This window comes from Marinobacterium nitratireducens (genome assembly GCF_014645375.1).
Classification (GTDB): Bacteria; Pseudomonadota; Gammaproteobacteria; order Pseudomonadales; family Balneatricaceae; genus Marinobacterium_A; species Marinobacterium_A nitratireducens.
In genome coordinates, this window is sequence record NZ_BMLT01000007.1 from 1 (window position 1) to 18,003 (window position 18,003).

Sequence of the window (18,003 nt, forward strand, 5' to 3'; positions counted from 1 at the left end):
AGATCTCGGGCAGCGACAGGTGACGGTGCATGTAAGGGTCGAGGGCTATTTTCATCTTATTGTTCCCTTGGGCCGGTTGTCAGGACTGCGCCAGGCAATGGCATCGCTTCGGAATGAATATACCACGAACTATACTACTTGGAATATTTATTTCAATTGAAATAAATGAAAAAAAATGCCGTTCTGTCTTTCATCGATGAAATATCTTCAAAATGCGGCCTTTTTTCGAACATAATCCTTTTAAATATAGTGCCTTACTTACTTTCAAAGTACCGCAAGGCTGGTTCCGGTGCGTTTCAGAGAAATGAGAGAAAATGAAATATCAAAGCGTCATTTGACATCCACCGCCTTTCGGATCAGGCTTTTACAACAGTTAGAATAAAAATTCCAAACATTAAGAATGAAACAACGCCCCACTCTAGCCGACGTCGCCAAGGCCTGCGGTTTCAGCCTGTCGACGGTAGATCGCGTCCTCAATGCCCGGGCACCGGTACGCCAGGCCACGGCACGACGCGTGTTCGACGCCGCCGCGGCGATCGGCTACTCAGTAGCGGAAAAGGCAGCTCCCCAGCCACCGGAAACCGACCAGCGCCGGCTCGGCTTTCTGCTGCTCGATCCAGTCCAAGAGTTCTATCAGGAATTCAGCGACCAGCTCGAAGCCGCCATCCGCGAAGCTGAATCGCCCCCCGATGCCCGCTTCGACTACATCCGCGACCGCTCACCGGAAGCGATAGCCGCCCAGATCCGGCTGCTTGCCAACGACCGCGACCGCCTCGCGGTCGCCTGCTACGAACACCCATTGATCCTGGAAGCCATCAAGGAAGCCGAGAACCGCGATGTGCGGGTCACCGCCCTGCTGTCGCCCCTGAGCGTGGTACCTACCCGTGCCTATATAGGCCTGGACAACCGCCGGGTGGGCCGGACCGCCGCCTGGGGCCTGACCCACCTGGCGCCGCATCCAGGCAAGGTCGGCATCTTTGTCGGCAGCCACCGCTTTATCGGCCACGAGCTGCGCGAGATGGGGTTTCGTTCCTACTGTCGCGAGCACGCACCCGCGATAGAGGTGCTGGAACCGCTGGTGAACCACGACGACCCCGAACAGGCCTACAAAGGCACCCGGGATCTGCTGCAGCGCTATCCGGATCTGTGCGGCATCTATGTCGCCGGCGGCGGCATGGAGGGGGTTATCCAGGCACTGTACGACGCCGGGGCCCCGCCACTCGGAGTCGTTACCCAGGAGCTGACCACCACGTCCCGGCAGGCGCTGCTCGATCAGCGCATCAGCCTGGTGATCGCGACGCCCCTGCGCCAGCTCGCCACGGATCTGATCAGACAGATGTGCCTCGATGAGGCCCCGCAGAACAGCCAGCAGCACACCCTGCCCTGCATGCTTTACACCCCGGAAAACTGCTGAAATGCCCGCAGAACGGGCGCTGGAGGGCAATCCAAAATAAATCAGAATATTTATTCCAAAAAACCTTTATTTCGGAACATAGATTTCATAGAATCAAACCAAGTCCTGAACGAAGGCCCGCAAGCCAACCGGCTACAGCGCCACTTTCACGGACCCTCGCCCACCGGACCCGGGCGGGCGACCCATAAAAAAAATACCAACAACAAGGCTGGAACGGACATTCCAAACCGGTCCTTGATCCAATCAGGAGCACGTCATGTTCAACAACAAGAAAATTCTGGCAACGGCTTTACTAAGCGCGATGATCGCCACCCCCGCCCTGGCCGAACTCAAAATCGGCGTCTCAATGGCACTGTTTGACGACAACTTCCTCACCACCCTTCGCAACAGTATCGAGCAGGCTGCTGAAGAACAGGGAGTCAGCGTGCAGATCGAGGATGGCAAAAACGAAGTCGGCACCCAGCTCAACCAGATTCAGAATTTCATCGCCTCCGGCGTCGACGCCATCATCATCAACCCGGTGGATACCGATGCCACAGTCTCGATGAGCGACGACGCCGAAAATGCCGGCATCCCGCTGATCTACGTCAACCGCCAGCCGATCAACGTCGACATGCTGCCGGATAACCAGGCCTTCGTGGCATCCAACGAAGTAGAGTCGGGCACGCTGCAGACCCAAGAGGTCTGCAAGCTGATGGGCGGCAAGGGCAAGGTCGTGGTGATGATGGGCGAACTGTCCAACCAGGCGGCCATCCAGCGTACCAAGGATATCCACGACGTCATCGCCACGCCGGAATGCAGCGGCATGGAAGTCGTGGCCGAGCAGACCGGCGAGTGGATGCGCGTCAAGGGCAATGACCTGATGACCAACTGGATCTCCGCGGGCCTCGAGTTCGATGCGGTGATCTCCAATAACGACGAGATGGCGATCGGTGCTCTCCAGGCCCTGAAGGCCTCTGGCCGCAGCATGGATTCGGTCATCGTTGCGGGTATCGACGCCACCGCCGACGCCCTGGCGGCGATGAAAGCCGGCGACCTGGACGTAACCGTCTACCAGAGTGCCAAGGGTCAGGGAGCTGGCGCACTCGACGCCGCAGTCAAACTGGCTAAAGGCGAGGATGTCGACCAGAAGGTCTGGGTACCGTTCGAGCTGGTGACCCCCGAGAACCTCGATAAATTCCTGCAGTAACTCTCAGTAATTACACAAAAACAAGACGGAGGGAAGGCGTTATGGTTAGCGCACTACAAGTGGACACGGTGTCGTCAGGCAACCGTGTTCCGCAATCCGGCCAAAGCGAATATGTGCTTGAGGTCGTCAATGCCCGCAAGGAGTTTCCAGGCGTGGTGGCGCTCGATGACGTCTCCCTCCGGATCCGCCCGGGTACCGTTCATGCCCTGATGGGCGAAAATGGCGCCGGCAAGTCGACGCTGATGAAGATCATCGCCGGCATCTACCAGCCGGACGGTGGCGAAATCCGGTTACGCGGCGAACCGGTAACACTGGAAACACCGCTGGCGGCCCAGGAAGCGGGCATCGCGATGATTCACCAGGAACTGCTGCTGATGAATCAGATGACCGTCGCGGAAAACATCTGGATCCGCCGCGAACCGCTTAATAAGTTCGGCCTGGTGGACCATGCCGAGATGCACCGCATGACTGCCGAACTGTTCGATCGACTCAACATCCATCTGGACCCGGAAGCCGAAATCAGCGAACTGTCGGTCGCCAACCGTCAGATGGTCGAGATTGCCAAGGCGGTCTCCTTCAACTCCGATGTCCTGATCATGGACGAGCCGACCTCGGCGATCACCGAGAAAGAGGTCGCGCACCTGTTCGAGATCATCCGCGACCTGCGCGCCAAGGGTATCGGCATCGTCTACATCACCCACAAGATGAACGAGCTGTTCGAAATCGCCGACGAATTCTCGGTATTCCGCGACGGCCATTACATCGGCACCCACCTCTCCTCCGAGGTCACCCGCGACGATATCATCCGCATGATGGTGGGCCGCGAAATCACCCAGATGTTTCCCAAGGAAGAGGTCGAGCTCGGTGATGTCGTCATGTCGGTCAAGAACCTGACCCTCGAGGGCGTCTTCCATGACATCTCCTTCGATCTTCGGCAGGGCGAGATTCTCGGCTTCGCGGGTCTGGTCGGCTCCGGCCGCTCCAACGTCGCCGAAGCGCTGTTCGGCGTGACCCCGGCCACCAGCGGCACCATCGAGATCGAAGGTAAGCCGGTGGAAATCAAGACATCCCATGACGCCATCAAGCTCGGCATGGCCTTCCTCACCGAGGACCGTAAGGAAACCGGCTGCTTCCTGCCGCTGGATATCCAGGAGAATGCCCAGGTCGCGGTCATCCACGACGATTTCGTCAGCAATGGTTTTGTCAACGAAAGCAAGCTCGTGGACGCCTGTATCGAGATGTGCAAGAAGCTGCGGGTCAAGACACCGAACATGCACGAGTGCATCGAAAACCTGTCCGGCGGCAACCAGCAGAAGGTACTCATCGCACGCTGGCTGCTGACCAACCCGAAAATACTGATTCTGGACGAACCCACCCGCGGTATCGACGTAGGGGCCAAGGCAGAGATCCACAGCCTGATTACCCAGCTGGCCCACAACGGCGTTGCCGTCATCATGATCTCGTCCGAGATGCCCGAAGTACTCGGCATGAGCGACCGCATTGTCGTCATGCATGAAGGTCACGCCACCGGCATTCTGGATCGCTCTGAAGCGGACCAGGTGAAGATCATGGATCTGGCCGCCCAATAATAACAACTTGCCGTTTCAGGATATTTGAGAGGTCGTTATGTCTACTACCACCACCACTGTAACTGCTGTCAGCCCGAAACTGGGCTCCAAAAAACGCTTGCCGCCGGAAGTCGGCATCTTGCTGGTACTGTTCGGTATATCCGCTTTCTTCGAGGTGCTGGGCTGGTTCCTGGTCGACCAGAGCTTCCTCGGTAACATGGCCCGACTGCAGATCATCATCCTGCAGGTCTCGGTCATCGGTATCATCGCCGTCGGCGTCACCCAGGTCATCATTACCGGCGGTATCGACCTGTCGTCAGGCTCGGTGGTCGCGATGAGCGGCATGATCGCCGCAACCTTCGCCCAGAACTCCGCCTGGCCGAAGGTGATCTTCCCCGCCCTGACCGACCTCCCCTTCCTCGTGCCGCTGGCGGTAGGTCTTGGCGTGGGCGCCCTGGCCGGCTTCATCAACGGCTGGCTGATTACCAAGACCAAGATTCCGCCATTCATCGCCACCCTCGGCATGATGGTCTCGGCCCGCGGTATCGCCCGCTGGTACACCGACGGCAGCCCGGTTTCCGGTTTCACCGAAAGCTTCGCGATGCTGGGTAACGGTCTGGACCGCTGGATGCCGGTGGTCATCTTCCTGCTGGTCGCGGCGTTCTTCCATGTCATGATGCGCTACACCCGCTTCGGCAAGTTCACCTACGCCATCGGCGCCAACCCGCAGGCGGCCCGCGTCTCCGGTATCAACATCGAAACGCACCTGATCAAGGTCTATGTGATCGCAGGTCTCTTGGCAGGCCTGGCCGCCATGGTCGCCATCGCCCGCATCAAGACAGCCCAGGCCGGCATGGGCTTGATGTACGAGCTCGACGCCATCGCTGCAGCCGTTATCGGCGGAGTCTCGCTGTCCGGCGGTCGCGGTCGGATCACCGGCACCGTGATCGGCGCCCTGATCCTGGGCGTGATGCTCTCGGGCTTCACCTTCCTGCGGGTCGATGCCTACTACCAGGACATCATCAAGGGCGTCATTATCGTCGTCGCCGTCGTGGTCGATATGCACCGCCAGAGCAAGCGCAGCAAGAAGACCTGACGGGTTCAAAGCTGCAATACACGCGGGGCGCTTCGGCGCCCCTGCGTCAAAGGACCAAAGGGCTTAAGGGCTAACAGCGCAATCCCGTTTAAATAATATTACTCGGTCATTTACAAAGAGCCCGTTTGCCAGGAACGGGCTCTTTTGGTAGAACGCCATCACGACGTTTATATACATGTCGTATCGATTTGATCAGCCCAATTTATTACCAACACTTAGCTTGAGTTCAAAATTTATAAATAATTCTAATTAGGAGTTGATATGGCTGATATGAGCTTTTCTGAATCACCTAAAATTCACAACATTGTTGTTGTAGGAGGTGGTGCCGGTGGCCTCGAGCTAGTTACCAAGCTGGGTAAAAAGCTTGGAAGAAATAGAAAGGTTTCGGTGACGTTAGTAGACCGAAACCGTATTCATATTTGGAAGCCATTGTTGCACGAGGTTGCAACAGGAACGCTGGACTCTGGTACCGACTGTGTGGTCTATCATGCACACGCGGCACGGAATGGCTATAATTTTGAGTTGGGTGAGTTGATCGATATTAATACTGGCGAAAACCGTATCCTTCTTGGTCCAATAATTGATGCGAATGGCAATCAGCTATTGCATGAGAAAACGATTGAGTATGATACCCTGGTTCTCGCATTGGGAAGCCTGTCCAATGATTTTGGAATAAAAGGGGTTAAGGAAAACTGCTACTTTCTCGACTCTTACAAACAAGCTGAAAGATTCCAAAATGCTCTTATAAACAAATTTACGGGAATTCACCAGTTCGGGGCGGGAGAAGGCCTGCGGATAGCGATTGTAGGAGCAGGTGCCACGGGCGTAGAGCTGGCGGCTGAACTGTACCATGTAACCGATCTGCTCAAGTCCCATGGCATGCCGCGCATGTCGCGGGATCAACTGGACATTACACTGATTGAAGCCGGTTCAAGGGTACTGCCTGCGCTCCCCGAACGCATCTCGGTAACCGTTGCGAGAGAACTGGAGAAGCTCGGAGTGAAAATACGAACCTCCGTCATGGTAAGTTCCGCAACTAGGGAGGGACTTCATACCAATGATGGTGAGCTTATCGATGCTGACTTGATTGTCTGGGCGGCAGGAGTGAAGGCTCCGGATTTTATCTCAAGAATCGAGGGCCTAACCACTAATCGAAGTAACCAGATTGTGGTAGAGAAAACGCTGCAAGCTAGTGGTTGCAAGAATATATGGGTAATAGGTGACTGTTGCTCTTTCACACAGGATAATGGAAAGCTCGTTCCACCGAGGGCACAGGCAGCTCATCAGATGGCTTCGATAGTTTTTACCAATATTATCAGGGGAATTAATGCGGGTAGTCTAAAAGATTATCGATATAAAGATCATGGTTCTCTCGTGAGCCTAAGTCGATTCAGTGCTGTCGGTAATTTGATGGGTAACCTGCACAGAAATAGCTTGTTTATCGAAGGCCGTGTGGCAAGACTTTTCTATGTCTCCCTTTATCGCATGCATCAGTTATCGATTCATGGATATCTCAGAGGTACTTTGGTTGTCCTAGCCGATCGCATTTCAAAAGTGATCAGGCCAAAAATGAAACTACACTGACGATAATTTGAGATGTCGAGTAACTAATATATTGATAAATAAAGTTAAGCCCGCAACTGCGGGCGCTTTTTTGCTCTTCTCACGTTAGGTTAGGAGGGCATATTTCGTAGATGAGTGTAGCCACATCGGGACTCTGCAGTCGGTATGCACCGGGCTTACTGCGTCATAACCCCTCAAAAGTTGAGGTTCTCACAGTATTGATCTCAGATCCCACGATGGGGTCCCGAAGACAAATCTCACATACTCAGGCGGGCCGCGTTCGGATTTTCGCGGGGCGGCCACCCGCCGTCCCTGGTGGTTACATTGTCATGCAGGGTGGAACAAGGCGCGCAGCGCCGGATCCACCATCGATTAACGCCGGAAAGGCATCGCAGGCAACGCGTTACGGATCCCTGGATTCGGAGTCGTCGAAATTGACGAACAGCGCCCAGTAGCAGTACCCCGCCAGCCCCGCCGAAACGATGCCCCAGAATGGATTCTGCGTGACCCATTCGACGATTGACCAAAGCACACAGATAACCGTTACGGCGACACGGCGCCACAGCGGCCGGAAAAAAATCAGGTCTCTCTCTTTCATCCGTCTCTTCCCTATCAACTTCCCATCTCAGGCTCCCTACCAGCAGCCGACACCAGTATATCGGCCAAGGCCCTCGAATGAGCCAGAAGGTTCAAAAAACCAGCAAAAATAAATAGAACATTTATTCTATACGTGTATTATATGGAATTACAATTTCAATAACGAGCCTGGAGACAGGCAATCCGCAGGAGGTCCGTCATGGCAGCCATTCGAGTCGCGATTAACGGTTATGGACGTATCGGCCGCAACGTACTGCGCGCCCTCTACGAGTCCGGTTACCGTGACCGCATTCAGATCGTCGCAATCAATGATCTCGGCGACGCCGGGATCAACGCGCACCTGACCCGCTTCGACTCGGTCCACGGGCGCTTCGCCGGCACCGTGCTGGTCGACGGCCATTGCATGATTATCAATGACGACGTCATCCGCACGTTCAGCGAGCGCGATCCAGCGAAGCTCCCCTGGGGCGAGCTGGGTATCGACGTGGTGTACGAATGCACCGGCCTGTTCACCAGCCGGGCCAAGGCGGCGGCCCACCTGGAGGCCGGCGCGCAGAAGGTGATCATTTCGGCCCCGGCCAACGATGCGGACGCAACGGTGGTCTACGGCATCAACCACGATATTCTCGATGGCCGCCAGCAGATCATCTCCAACGCCTCCTGCACCACCAATTGCCTGGCACCCATCGCCCAGCCGTTGCATGCCGCCCTCGGCATCGAGAACGGTCTGATGACCACCATCCACGCGTACACCAACGACCAGAACCTGAGCGACGTTTATCACAGCGATCTCTACCGTGCCCGTTCAGCGACCCAGTCGATGATTCCAACCAAGACCGGCGCTGCCGCGGCGGTCGGCCTGGTGCTGCCGGCACTCAACGGCAAGCTGGACGGCATGGCAGTAAGGGTGCCGACCATCAATGTTTCCCTCGTGGACCTGAGTTTCATCGCCTCGCGCAACACCAGTGTCGATGAGGTCAACCGCATTCTGGCGGACGCCGCCGCCGGGCCGCTCAAAGGCATCCTGGCGTATAACGACGCACCGCTGGTGTCGATCGATTTCAACCACAACCCGGCCTCATCCAACTTCGACGCCACCCAGACCAAGGTCAACGGCCGCCTGGTCAAGGTGATGGCCTGGTACGACAACGAGTGGGGCTTCTCCAACCGGATGCTCGACAACACCCTGGCGCTGCTCGGCCGCCAGTAACGGGAGACATACATGAACCGCAGAACCAAGATCGTCGCAACCCTGGGACCGTCCAGCAGCTCGCCCGACGTAATCGGCCGGTTGATCAAGGCAGGCGTGAATGTGGTACGCCTTAACTTTTCCCATGGCTCGCCCGAAGATCACCGCCAGCGTGCCGACCTGGTGCGCGAACTGGCCCGACAGCAGGGGCGTCACGTTGCCGTGCTTGGCGATCTGCAGGGTCCCAAGATCCGTATCGCGCGTTTCGCACAGCGCAAGGTCGACCTGCTGGCCGGCCGCACCTTCATCCTGGATGCGGCCATGGACAAGGACGCCGGCACAGTTGACGCCGTCGGTATCGACTACGAAGCCCTGATCAGCGACAGTCGCATCGGCGACACCCTGCTGCTAGATGACGGCCGCATCGTGCTCGAGGTCGAGCAGATCGAGAATACACGGCTGCACTGTCGCGTCATCACTGGCGGCCCGCTGTCCAACAACAAGGGCATCAACCGTCTCGGCGGCGGCCTCTCGGCCGCCGCGCTGACCGACAAGGACCGCGCCGATATCCGCACCGCTGCCGAGATCGGCGTCGACTATCTCGCCGTCTCCTTCCCGCGCGACGCAGCCGACATGACGACCGCCCGTGAACTGATGCTGGCGGCAGGTGGTAATGCCCGGCTGATTGCCAAGATCGAACGCGCCGAAGCGGTCGCCGACAACGCGACGCTCGATGCCATTATCGAAGCCTCCGACGGCGTCATGGTCGCCCGCGGCGATCTGGGTGTTGAAATCGGTGACGCCGAACTGATCGGCGTGCAGAAACACATCATCGACCGCGCCCGGGCGCTGAATCGCGTGGTGATCACCGCCACCCAGATGATGGAGTCGATGATCGCCAGCCCGCTGCCGACCCGCGCCGAAGTGTTCGACGTCGCCAACGCGGTACTGGACGGCACCGATGCGGTAATGCTGTCGGCCGAAACCGCCGCCGGCGACTACCCGGTGCAAACGGTGGAGGCAATGGCGCGCGTCATTATCGGCGCCGAAAAACACCCGCAGGCACACCGCTCCGGCCACCGCGTCGACGAGCGCTTCCTCGCCGTCGACGAAACCATCGCGATGTCGGCCATGTACGCCGCCAATCACCTCGATGGCGTCAGGGCCATTATCTGCATGACCGAGTCGGGTGATACGCCGCTGCTGATGTCACGCATCCGCTCGTCGCTACCGATCTTCGCCTTCTCCGCCGATCCCCGCACCCAGCACAGGGTGGCGCTGTTCCGCGGCGTGCAGACGGTGCCGTTCGACAGCGAGCGGATCCCCAACGACGAGGTCAACGCACGCGCCGTCGACGCCCTGCTGGAGCGCGGTATCGTCCGCGACGGCGACCTGGTGATTATCACCAAGGGCAACTACGTCAAGGCACACGGTGGCACCAATACGCTGAAGATTGTCCGGGTCGGCGATGCGATTCAGTGAGGCGTTAAGCGTTAGAAAGCTTGCTCCTGACGCCTTACGCCTTACGCCTCAGGCATCAGTAAACCTCAAATAACAACAGGACACCGACATGCAACAGACTGAACAAACCCTGGCCTGGGTCGCGGACGACTGGCCCAACGATTTTGATTTCCGCGCCGAAGTGGCCGAGCAACAGGAACTGCTCGAACGCACTGACGCCATCCGCGTCGCAGAAGAGCGTACCAGCGCCACCCATCGCTTCGAATACGACTTTTAAGGGCCGACCATGCAGACTCAGATCCAAGACATCCGCGCCCGTGAAGTACTGGATTCGCGCGGTAACCCGACCGTTGAAGCCGACGTCATACTGGCGTCCAGCGTGAGCGGCAGCGCCTGCGCACCGTCCGGCGCATCGACCGGTTCCCGCGAAGCCCTCGAGCTGCGTGATGGCGACAAGTCCCGCTACCTCGGCAAGGGCGTGCTGAAGGCGGTCGCCGCCGTCAACGGCCCGATCCGCGATGCCCTGGTGGGCATGGATGCCGCCGACCAGCGTGCACTGGACAACAGGATGCTCGAGCTCGACGGCACCGAAAACAAGTCCAACTTCGGCGCCAACGCCATTCTGGCGGTCTCCCTGGCTGCGGCCAAGGCTGCTGCCACCGAGAAGGGTATGCCGCTCTACGCACACATCGCCGAGCTGAACGGTACCGCCGGTCAGTACGCGATGCCGGTACCGATGATGAATATCCTCAACGGCGGCGAGCACGCGGACAACAACGTCGACATCCAGGAATTCATGGTGCAGCCGGTTGCGGCGCCGTCCTTCGCCGAAGCCCTGCGCTGCGGCGCCGAGATCTTTCACGCGCTGAGAGCCGTGCTCAAGGCCCGTGGCCTCAATACAGCCGTCGGTGACGAAGGCGGCTTCGCCCCGGATCTGGGCTCCAACGAAGAAGCCCTGGTCGTAATCCGCGAGGCGATCGAGAACGCCGGTTACAGGCTGGGCAGCGACGTGACTCTGGCGCTGGACTGCGCGGCATCCGAGTTCTACAGGGACGGCAAGTATATTCTCTCCGGTGAAGGCAAGGTCTTCGACTCCGAAGGTTTCAGCGACTTCCTCAGCTCACTGACCGAAAACTACCCGATCGTCTCCATCGAGGACGGTCTGGACGAGTCGGACTGGTCCGGCTGGGCTTACCTGACCTCCAGGATCGGCAGCAAGGTGCAGCTGGTCGGTGACGACCTCTTCGTGACCAACACCAGGATCCTGAAGGAAGGTATCGAGAAGGGCATCGGCAACTCCATCCTGATCAAGTTCAACCAGATCGGCTCCCTGTCCGAGACCCTGGACGCGATCAGGATGGCCAAGGATGCCGGCTACACCGCCGTTATCTCCCACCGTTCCGGCGAAACCGAAGATACCACCATCGCGGATCTGGCAGTCGGTACCGCTGCCGGCCAGATCAAGACCGGTTCCCTGTGCCGCTCCGACCGCGTGGCCAAGTACAACCGACTGCTGCGCATCGAGGAAGAGCTCGGCGACAAAGCCCCCTACCCGGGGCTTGCAGCGATCAACGTCAACCGAGACTGAGGGCATCTACGATGAGAACCCCACTTGTCATAGGCAACTGGAAGATGAACGGCAGCCTGGCCACCAACGCGGCACTGCTCGATGAGCTGCTACCTGCGCTAACAGGCATCAACGACGTTCGGATCGTCCTGTGCCCGTCCTTTCCATATCTGTCGCAGCTGAGTGAACGCCTCGTTGATACCGGCATTGGCCTCGGCGCCCAGACTCTGAGTCAGTTTCCGGCCGGCGCCTACACCGGCGAAGTAAGCGCGACGATGCTGACGGATCTTGGCTGCCATTATGTGCTGGTCGGCCACTCGGAGCGGCGCCAGCTGTTCGGTGAACGCGATGCGGATACGGCGCAGAAGTTTGCCGCGGCGAAGTCCGCGGGGCTGGTACCGGTCCTGTGCGTCGGCGAGACACTGGCGGAACGCCAGGCCGGTCAGACTGAAGCGGTCGTGGCGCACCAGGTGCAGACGGTCATCGACACCCTTGGCATTGAGGCGCTTCGCGACAGCGTCATTGCCTATGAGCCGGTCTGGGCGATCGGCACCGGCGAAACCGCGACGCCCGGGCAGGCCCAGGCCGTGCATGCCTTTATTCGCGGCCTCGTCGCCGAGCAGTGTGCCGAAATCGCCAAGACGCTACCCCTGCTTTACGGCGGCAGCGTCAAGGCGGACAACGCCGCCGAGCTGTTTGCCCAGCCGGATGTCGACGGCGGCCTGGTGGGCGGCGCCTCACTGGACGCCAGGGCCTTCATCCGCATTTGCGCGACGTTGTCCGGGCATTCGCGCAGCCTGGCCTGAGTTTGGCTTACCTCCCAGCGACCTAATACAGGAATAGACGACAATGACTGCAGATCTTGAGAATGTTTTTCCGGCTGCCGACGATATTCCAGCGGCGTTTCGACTCGATGGTACCCTGGAGCAGCGCGAATACCTGCTCAACGGCGAGCTTGTCGAGTGGCAGGGCCCGCTGGCGCCGGTGAGAAGCCCCATTTGCCTGCGCGGCGACCGCGGACAGCCCGAACAGTGCGTCATCGGCAGCACCCCGCTGCTCGATGCCGATGCGGCGCTGGGTGCGCTCGACGCGGCGGTGAAAGCCTATGACCTCGGCCAGGGTAGCTGGCCCATGATGACGGTCACCGAACGCATCCGTCACGTGGAAACCTTCCTGAGCAAGATGAAACAGCAGCGCGACGCCGTCGTACGCCTGCTGATGTGGGAGATCGGTAAGAACCTGCCGGACTCCGAAAAAGAGTTTGACCGCACCTGCGACTATATCGCCGATACCATCAACGCCCTCAAAGAGCTCGACCGCCGTTCCAGCCGCTTCGAGAGCGAACAGGGTACGCTCGGCCAGATCCGCCGCGTGCCGCTCGGGGTCGCACTCTGCATGGGGCCCTACAACTACCCGCTGAACGAAACCTTCACCACACTGATACCGGCACTGATCATGGGCAACACCGTGGTGTTCAAGCCGGCCAAATTCGGCGTGCTGCTGATCCGTCCGTTGCTGGAGGCGTTTCGCGACAGTTTCCCGCCGGGGGTCATCAATATCATCTACGGCCGCGGGCGCGACACCGTCAGCGCGCTGATGGCCAGCGGCAAAATCGACGTATTCGCCTTTATCGGCACCAACAAGGGCGCCAGCGATCTGAAGAAACTCCACCCGCGGCCGCACCGCCTGCGTGCAGCCCTCGGTCTCGACGCCAAGAACCCGGGCATCGTGCTGCCCGACGTCGACCTCGACAACGCCGTCGAGGAATGCGTCACCGGCGCGCTTTCGTTCAATGGCCAGCGCTGCACCGCACTGAAGATCCTCTTCGTTCACCGCAGCCGCGTCGACGAGTTCCTCGAGCGCTTCAACACCAAGCTTGCCTCCCTGAAAGCAGGCATGCCCTGGGAGCCCGGCGTCAAGCTGACCCCGCTGCCGGAGCCCGGCAAGATCGAGTTCCTCAGCAACGTGGTGGAAGACGCCTGCAGCAAGGGCGCGCGGATCGTCAACGAGGGCGGCGGCCGCAATACCGGCACTTTCTTTTATCCAGCGGTGCTGTACCCGGTGACGCCGGAAATGCGTATCTACAACGAGGAGCAGTTCGGCCCTATCATCCCGGTTGTGCCGTTCGACGCACTCGATGAGGTGATCGCCTACGTGTGCAACTCGGATTTCGGCCAGCAGCTCAGCCTGTTCGGCAACGAGCCGAAAGCGATGGCACGCATGATTGACGCCTGCGCCAACCAGGTCGGACGCATCAACCTCAACGCCCAGTGCCAGCGCGGTCCGGACACGTTCCCGTTCACCGGCCGCAAGAACTCGGCCGAAGGCACCCTGTCGGTCTACGACGCGCTGCGCGTGTTTTCGATCCGTACCCTGGTCGCCACCAAGGACAACGCCGCCAGCAAATCGCTGGTCGGCAGCATCATTCGCGACCGAGAATCCAGCTTCCTGTCGACCGATTATATTTTCTAGTCCTTGCGTTTAAGTAAGTGCCCTGCCGAGGCTTGCTTACCTCGGCAGGGTTTATCAGTGTCGTATAAACATAAGTCTCGCGGTCAAGAGCGACATAACGACTTCTAGTGAAAACTCCGCCGAAACAGGTGCATATCAGCCCACCAACCCTTATTTCCCGTTTAGACAATGAAACCCATGAATAGACACCAAGTAAGAGAACAACCAAATATTCCGGTTACCCAGTAGATGTTGGCTATCGGTACAAATCGGATCTATACATGGATACCCCGCTGCCTCAAGCTTCCTGCAAGAACCCCGATGGTTTTTAATGCTTTTTTGACCTGTTCAGACCAAGGAAGTGCACAATTAAGGCGGATACAGTTCTCATATCGCCGACTAACCGAAAACAGACTGCCTGGCATAACAGCAATGCCTTCGGCAAGAGCTTTTTCGTGTAATAGCATTGCATCGACCTCTTCTGGTAACTTGACCCACAGGATATAACCACCCTTGGGCTTACTGGTCGTGGTCCCGGGTGGAAAATAGCGTTCGACTGCGTCAATCATCTGTCGCATCTGTAGCGAATATGCAGATTGAATTCGACGCAGATGGCGATCATAACCGCCATTTTCGAGAAATTCAGCCACCGCCATCTGGCACAGCGTAGAGGTGCCAACACTGGTGAAGGACTTCAGAAATTCAATTTTTGGCTGGTAGTGGCCGGCGGAGACCCATCCTACCCTGAGACCCGGTGCAATCGATTTCGAAATCGACGAACAGTACAGTACCTGGTCATGCCGGTCATAGGCCTTTAGCGCCTTAGGGCAACTGCCCGAATACTGCATGTCACCAAAAAGATTGTCTTCGATAATAGGAATACCCCGGGGTGTCAGGACGTCGAGCAGCACCTTTCGATCCACATCCGTCATGGTAAAGCCCAGTGGGTTATTGTTCGTGGGATTCAGCACCATCGCCCGTACAGGCCACTGCTCCAACGCCAGTTTCAGGGCATTGATGCTGATGCCGCGCTCGGAATCGCAGGGAATTTCCAGCACCTTCATGCCGAGCGACTCGATGGCCTGTAGCGTTCCGATGAAGCAGGGAGATTCGACGGCAACGATATCACCCGACTCAGCCACGGCTCGTAGACAGAGCAACAACGCCTCCTGGCAGCCATTGGTAATCACTATATCGTCAGCCGTCACATGACAGCCCAGCTCAGCCATACGCCTTGCTATCTGAACCCGCAACTCCTGCAGCCCCGGTGGGAATTCCGAAACCACGATTTCGCTCATGCGATGCCGGACCAAACCGGCAATGAGCCGTTGAAGCTGTTTGACCGGCAGAAATTCCGGCGACGGCAACGCCGTACCGAGGTTGATAAGACCCGGGCGCTGGCAGTTCTGCAGCACCCGGGTCGCCATCTGGTGAATGCTGAAAGACGCCGGCAGGTTCGGTCCCTGATCGTCCACCACGGACAGAGGCCTCGTCACGGGAATCTCCCGTACGTAAAAACCCGATTGCGGCCGCGAAATGACCCGCTGCCGCTTTTCCAACAGCTCATAGGCGTTTTGGACGGTGGATGTGCTGACCCGCCGTTGTTTGCTCAGTTTGCGGATCGACGGCAGTTTGTCGCCCGGAAGGTAAATACCTTCGTCGATCTGCTGCGCCAAATCGTCAGCCAGCTGATCATAAAGCTTTGAATTTATTATATTTTCTATCCAGGCCTGGATACCCCAACTGAGCTGTGTTGATCTTATCCTAACCTGTTTTTCCACTACCTCGTGCAAACAGTTTCTGAACAAACAAGCGGTACAGTTGAGCGACACGACCAACTGTAGTGCCGAAACTTGCAACAACTACGTCTACAACCCCCTCCGACCTTTCCACAGAATAAAGAACTACGCCCAACTCAGACGGCCTGGCAGCTTAACGACAAAGATGGTTCAGCCTAACGAGCCTGTTGTCGTTGTCCTATCGCCGGGGTGTCACTGATAACTACAAGGCACGCTCATGACTCACAAGATATTGAATGGCAACGAGTTGATTATTCAGGGTGGACTGGAGGCTGGATTTTCTCTGTATACCGGTTATCCCGGCTCGCCTCTGGCTGACTATTTCAATATTCTCAATGCCCGCCGGGAAGAACTCCAGGCCGACGGTATCCGGATCGCTCTGGCCAATACCGAAGCCAACGCAGCTGCGATGGCCGGCGGTGCTAAGCAGGCCGGACGCAACGTGATGATTGGTATGAAATCCATGGGGCTGCATGTCGCCGCCGATGCGCTTTCGGTCGGTAACTTCGCCAACCCGGGTTACGTTCAGGCCGACACCAAGTACGGCGAGTCATCACGCGCCGGGGTTGTAGTCGTGGTCGGCGACGATCCTTGGTCCATGTCAACTTCGACGGCGGCTGACTCGCGTTTACTCTTCAAACATCTTCACATTCCGTTCCTAGAGCCTTCGACCCCGCAGGAGCTCAAGGATTGGATCGCCCAGGCCCTCACAGTATCGCAACGGTCATCACTCTACACCGCCGTGCTGGTGACGACCTTTATCGCCGAAGGCGGGGGCCGGGTGGAGCTGACTGCGAAGGCCAGGGTGCCGGTTGCCTCGAGCGACTTCGACCCCGAGAAGTTCAACCTGTCAGAAAGCGTCATGGTACCGCCCAACTCGCTACACATTTTGGAGTGGAAGCCGACCCTACGCCGGCATTGGGACCATTATTTATCGTTCCATATCCTGGTCGTCCTCGTTAGCAGCTTCCTCACTAATACGCACATCGGCATTCGACAACCGGGGCTCAGACGCAAGGCGCTGCTGAATACGATGCAAGAACCGCGTGCGGTCTTGGTCATTATCAAAGCCTTTGGCTACCTTCTCTGCAAGTTTGAAGGGCAAGCTGGTGCTCGCGTCTATAGCAGTAGTTCGGGGCGGAGTTGTCACTTCTGCAGCGCTCTGTGTTATCGCCGCATCCAGAGTTTGCGTTTTGTCTTGGTGCTGTTCACACATTTGCTCGAAACCCATGACCATATCTCTGATGTTTTCGGCGTCACGTGCTGCCCGCAGGATCTCTTTAGGGTCGTCTTGCAGGACCTTAATCCAGCTGTTGACGTAGGAAGCATGTTGGCCGGGGTCGTGCCCTATCTCCAAGTCCTCACCGACCCACATGGACGTAATCTCTGCCCTTAGCTCTTCTTTGGCATAGGACTCACTGCCCAAGCGACCGGAAAGGTCACGATCCAGGCGAGAGGGATGCCCTGTCCAGTGTCCGAGTTCATGGAGCGCTGTGGCATAGTAGCGATCGGCACTTCCAAACTGAGTCTTGTCCGGCAAGTGGATGGAATCCCGCGACGGACTGTAAAAGGCGCTGTCACCTTGATCATGATGCAACCTGGCGCCAGAGCCCGCCAGTATCGCTTCGGCTCGCTCGTGGCGGTCCCAGGCAGGTTCCACTTTCTTGGTCTCGAGCGGTGGGAGCCCCTGAATCTGTTCGGCATTAAAAACCACCGCGGAAAAGACCTTGGGTCTATCCAGCTCGATGCTGATCATCACCTTCTTACCCTCAGCATCGAGAACGGGCTTCCCATTCTCGATTTTCGGAACGGTGTCCCGGAACTTCCAGTATTGCACCAGCGTCCCTTTCTCACCCTTCATCACCTGAGCATCCACGCTCTGGGCTTGCTTATACGTCATCCAGCGTGGGTCGGGGCGACCCTGCATTGACAGCCAAAGAGCATTGGCGCCTTTATATCGGGTACCGCTAACAGGGTTGTGTGGCATCCGTTGGATGCCTGGTTCCCAAGGCTTTTGCCACGGCGCTGTACCTTCCTCCAACTGCTTGATAAGCCTTTCGCTAATCTCTTCGTAGTATGGTTTTTTATCGTCCTGACGTCCGGCCATGA

General features: G+C 57.9%; 15 protein-coding genes. 11 read left to right on the top strand and 4 right to left on the bottom strand.

Features of this window, described 5'->3' with window-relative positions; translation table 11 throughout:
- Positions 1-400: 400 nt before the first annotated feature.
- The 5 genes from IEX85_RS14065 to IEX85_RS14085 all read left to right on the top strand — a co-directional run bounded on the left by IEX85_RS14065 (position 401) and on the right by IEX85_RS14085 (position 6,851).
- A complete protein-coding gene (locus IEX85_RS14065) occupies positions 401-1,414 on the top strand; it encodes a LacI family DNA-binding transcriptional regulator (protein WP_188861257.1) in 1,014 nt (337 codons plus the stop codon).
- Between the two features lie 256 nt (positions 1,415-1,670).
- Positions 1,671-2,603, top strand: coding sequence for a sugar ABC transporter substrate-binding protein (locus tag IEX85_RS14070; RefSeq protein WP_188861258.1), 933 nt, complete (start codon positions 1,671-1,673; stop codon positions 2,601-2,603).
- A gap of 41 nt (positions 2,604-2,644) precedes the next feature.
- Positions 2,645-4,192: a sugar ABC transporter ATP-binding protein gene (locus tag IEX85_RS14075; RefSeq protein WP_188861259.1), complete on the top strand. Its 1,548-nt coding sequence runs from the start codon at positions 2,645-2,647 to the stop codon at positions 4,190-4,192.
- A 37-nt stretch (positions 4,193-4,229) separates the two neighbouring features.
- The gene (locus IEX85_RS14080) at positions 4,230-5,267 is read left to right on the top strand and encodes an ABC transporter permease (RefSeq protein WP_188861260.1); all 1,038 of its coding nucleotides are present in this window, start codon (positions 4,230-4,232) and stop codon (positions 5,265-5,267) included.
- Between the two features lie 261 nt (positions 5,268-5,528).
- The gene (locus IEX85_RS14085; RefSeq protein ID WP_188861261.1) at positions 5,529-6,851 is read left to right on the top strand and encodes an NAD(P)/FAD-dependent oxidoreductase; all 1,323 of its coding nucleotides are present in this window, start codon (positions 5,529-5,531) and stop codon (positions 6,849-6,851) included.
- A 382-nt stretch (positions 6,852-7,233) separates the two neighbouring features.
- Here the strand turns inward: IEX85_RS14085 and IEX85_RS14090 are convergent, their stop codons facing one another.
- Entirely contained in the window at positions 7,234-7,428 is a 195-nt protein-coding gene (locus IEX85_RS14090) for a hypothetical protein (RefSeq protein ID WP_188861262.1), read from the bottom strand.
- Positions 7,429-7,626: 198 nt separating this feature from the next.
- Here IEX85_RS14090 and gap point away from each other — a divergent pair, with 198 nt between their 5' ends.
- From gap to IEX85_RS14120, 6 genes are all read left to right on the top strand, one after another.
- On the top strand, positions 7,627-8,637 hold the full coding sequence (gene gap / locus IEX85_RS14095; RefSeq protein ID WP_188861263.1) for a type I glyceraldehyde-3-phosphate dehydrogenase: 1,011 nt from the start codon (positions 7,627-7,629) through the stop codon (positions 8,635-8,637).
- A gap of 12 nt (positions 8,638-8,649) precedes the next feature.
- Positions 8,650-10,098, top strand: coding sequence for a pyruvate kinase (gene pyk / locus IEX85_RS14100; protein ID WP_188861264.1), 1,449 nt, complete (start codon positions 8,650-8,652; stop codon positions 10,096-10,098).
- 88 nt (positions 10,099-10,186) lie between these two features.
- Complete coding sequence (locus IEX85_RS14105; RefSeq protein WP_188861265.1) at positions 10,187-10,354, top strand: hypothetical protein; 168 nt, start codon at positions 10,187-10,189, stop codon at positions 10,352-10,354.
- Positions 10,355-10,363: 9 nt separating this feature from the next.
- The gene (eno, locus tag IEX85_RS14110) at positions 10,364-11,665 is read left to right on the top strand and encodes a phosphopyruvate hydratase (protein WP_188861266.1); all 1,302 of its coding nucleotides are present in this window, start codon (positions 10,364-10,366) and stop codon (positions 11,663-11,665) included.
- A gap of 11 nt (positions 11,666-11,676) precedes the next feature.
- The gene (gene tpiA / locus IEX85_RS14115) at positions 11,677-12,450 is read left to right on the top strand and encodes a triose-phosphate isomerase (protein WP_188861267.1); all 774 of its coding nucleotides are present in this window, start codon (positions 11,677-11,679) and stop codon (positions 12,448-12,450) included.
- A 43-nt stretch (positions 12,451-12,493) separates the two neighbouring features.
- Positions 12,494-14,116: an NADP-dependent glyceraldehyde-3-phosphate dehydrogenase gene (locus IEX85_RS14120; RefSeq protein ID WP_188861268.1), complete on the top strand. Its 1,623-nt coding sequence runs from the start codon at positions 12,494-12,496 to the stop codon at positions 14,114-14,116.
- Positions 14,117-14,370: 254 nt separating this feature from the next.
- Here the strand turns inward: IEX85_RS14120 and IEX85_RS14125 are convergent, their stop codons facing one another.
- The 3 genes from IEX85_RS14125 to IEX85_RS14135 all read right to left on the bottom strand — a co-directional run bounded on the left by IEX85_RS14125 (position 14,371) and on the right by IEX85_RS14135 (position 18,001).
- The gene (locus IEX85_RS14125) at positions 14,371-15,927 is read right to left on the bottom strand and encodes an aminotransferase-like domain-containing protein (RefSeq protein ID WP_308425652.1); all 1,557 of its coding nucleotides are present in this window, start codon (positions 15,925-15,927) and stop codon (positions 14,371-14,373) included.
- Positions 15,928-16,096: 169 nt separating this feature from the next.
- Positions 16,097-16,369, bottom strand: coding sequence for a hypothetical protein (locus IEX85_RS14130; RefSeq protein ID WP_188861270.1), 273 nt, complete (start codon positions 16,367-16,369; stop codon positions 16,097-16,099).
- A 456-nt stretch (positions 16,370-16,825) separates the two neighbouring features.
- Positions 16,826-18,001: an ArdC family protein gene (locus tag IEX85_RS14135; protein WP_188861271.1), complete on the bottom strand. Its 1,176-nt coding sequence runs from the start codon at positions 17,999-18,001 to the stop codon at positions 16,826-16,828.
- Positions 18,002-18,003 lie beyond the last annotated feature (2 nt).

Coding starts and splice junctions, on each gene's coding strand:
- IEX85_RS14065 (WP_188861257.1), top strand. CDS start 401: ATGAAACAACGCCCCACTCTAGCCGACGTCGCCAAGGCCTGCGGTTTC.
- IEX85_RS14070 (WP_188861258.1), top strand. CDS start 1,671: ATGTTCAACAACAAGAAAATTCTGGCAACGGCTTTACTAAGCGCGATG.
- IEX85_RS14075 (WP_188861259.1), top strand. CDS start 2,645: ATGGTTAGCGCACTACAAGTGGACACGGTGTCGTCAGGCAACCGTGTT.
- IEX85_RS14080 (WP_188861260.1), top strand. CDS start 4,230: ATGTCTACTACCACCACCACTGTAACTGCTGTCAGCCCGAAACTGGGC.
- IEX85_RS14085 (WP_188861261.1), top strand. CDS start 5,529: ATGGCTGATATGAGCTTTTCTGAATCACCTAAAATTCACAACATTGTT.
- IEX85_RS14090 (WP_188861262.1), bottom strand. CDS start 7,428: ATGAAAGAGAGAGACCTGATTTTTTTCCGGCCGCTGTGGCGCCGTGTC.
- gap (WP_188861263.1), top strand. CDS start 7,627: ATGGCAGCCATTCGAGTCGCGATTAACGGTTATGGACGTATCGGCCGC.
- pyk (WP_188861264.1), top strand. CDS start 8,650: ATGAACCGCAGAACCAAGATCGTCGCAACCCTGGGACCGTCCAGCAGC.
- IEX85_RS14105 (WP_188861265.1), top strand. CDS start 10,187: ATGCAACAGACTGAACAAACCCTGGCCTGGGTCGCGGACGACTGGCCC.
- eno (WP_188861266.1), top strand. CDS start 10,364: ATGCAGACTCAGATCCAAGACATCCGCGCCCGTGAAGTACTGGATTCG.
- tpiA (WP_188861267.1), top strand. CDS start 11,677: ATGAGAACCCCACTTGTCATAGGCAACTGGAAGATGAACGGCAGCCTG.
- IEX85_RS14120 (WP_188861268.1), top strand. CDS start 12,494: ATGACTGCAGATCTTGAGAATGTTTTTCCGGCTGCCGACGATATTCCA.
- IEX85_RS14130 (WP_188861270.1), bottom strand. CDS start 16,369: ATGCAGCCCCATGGATTTCATACCAATCATCACGTTGCGTCCGGCCTG.
- IEX85_RS14135 (WP_188861271.1), bottom strand. CDS start 18,001: ATGGCCGGACGTCAGGACGATAAAAAACCATACTACGAAGAGATTAGC.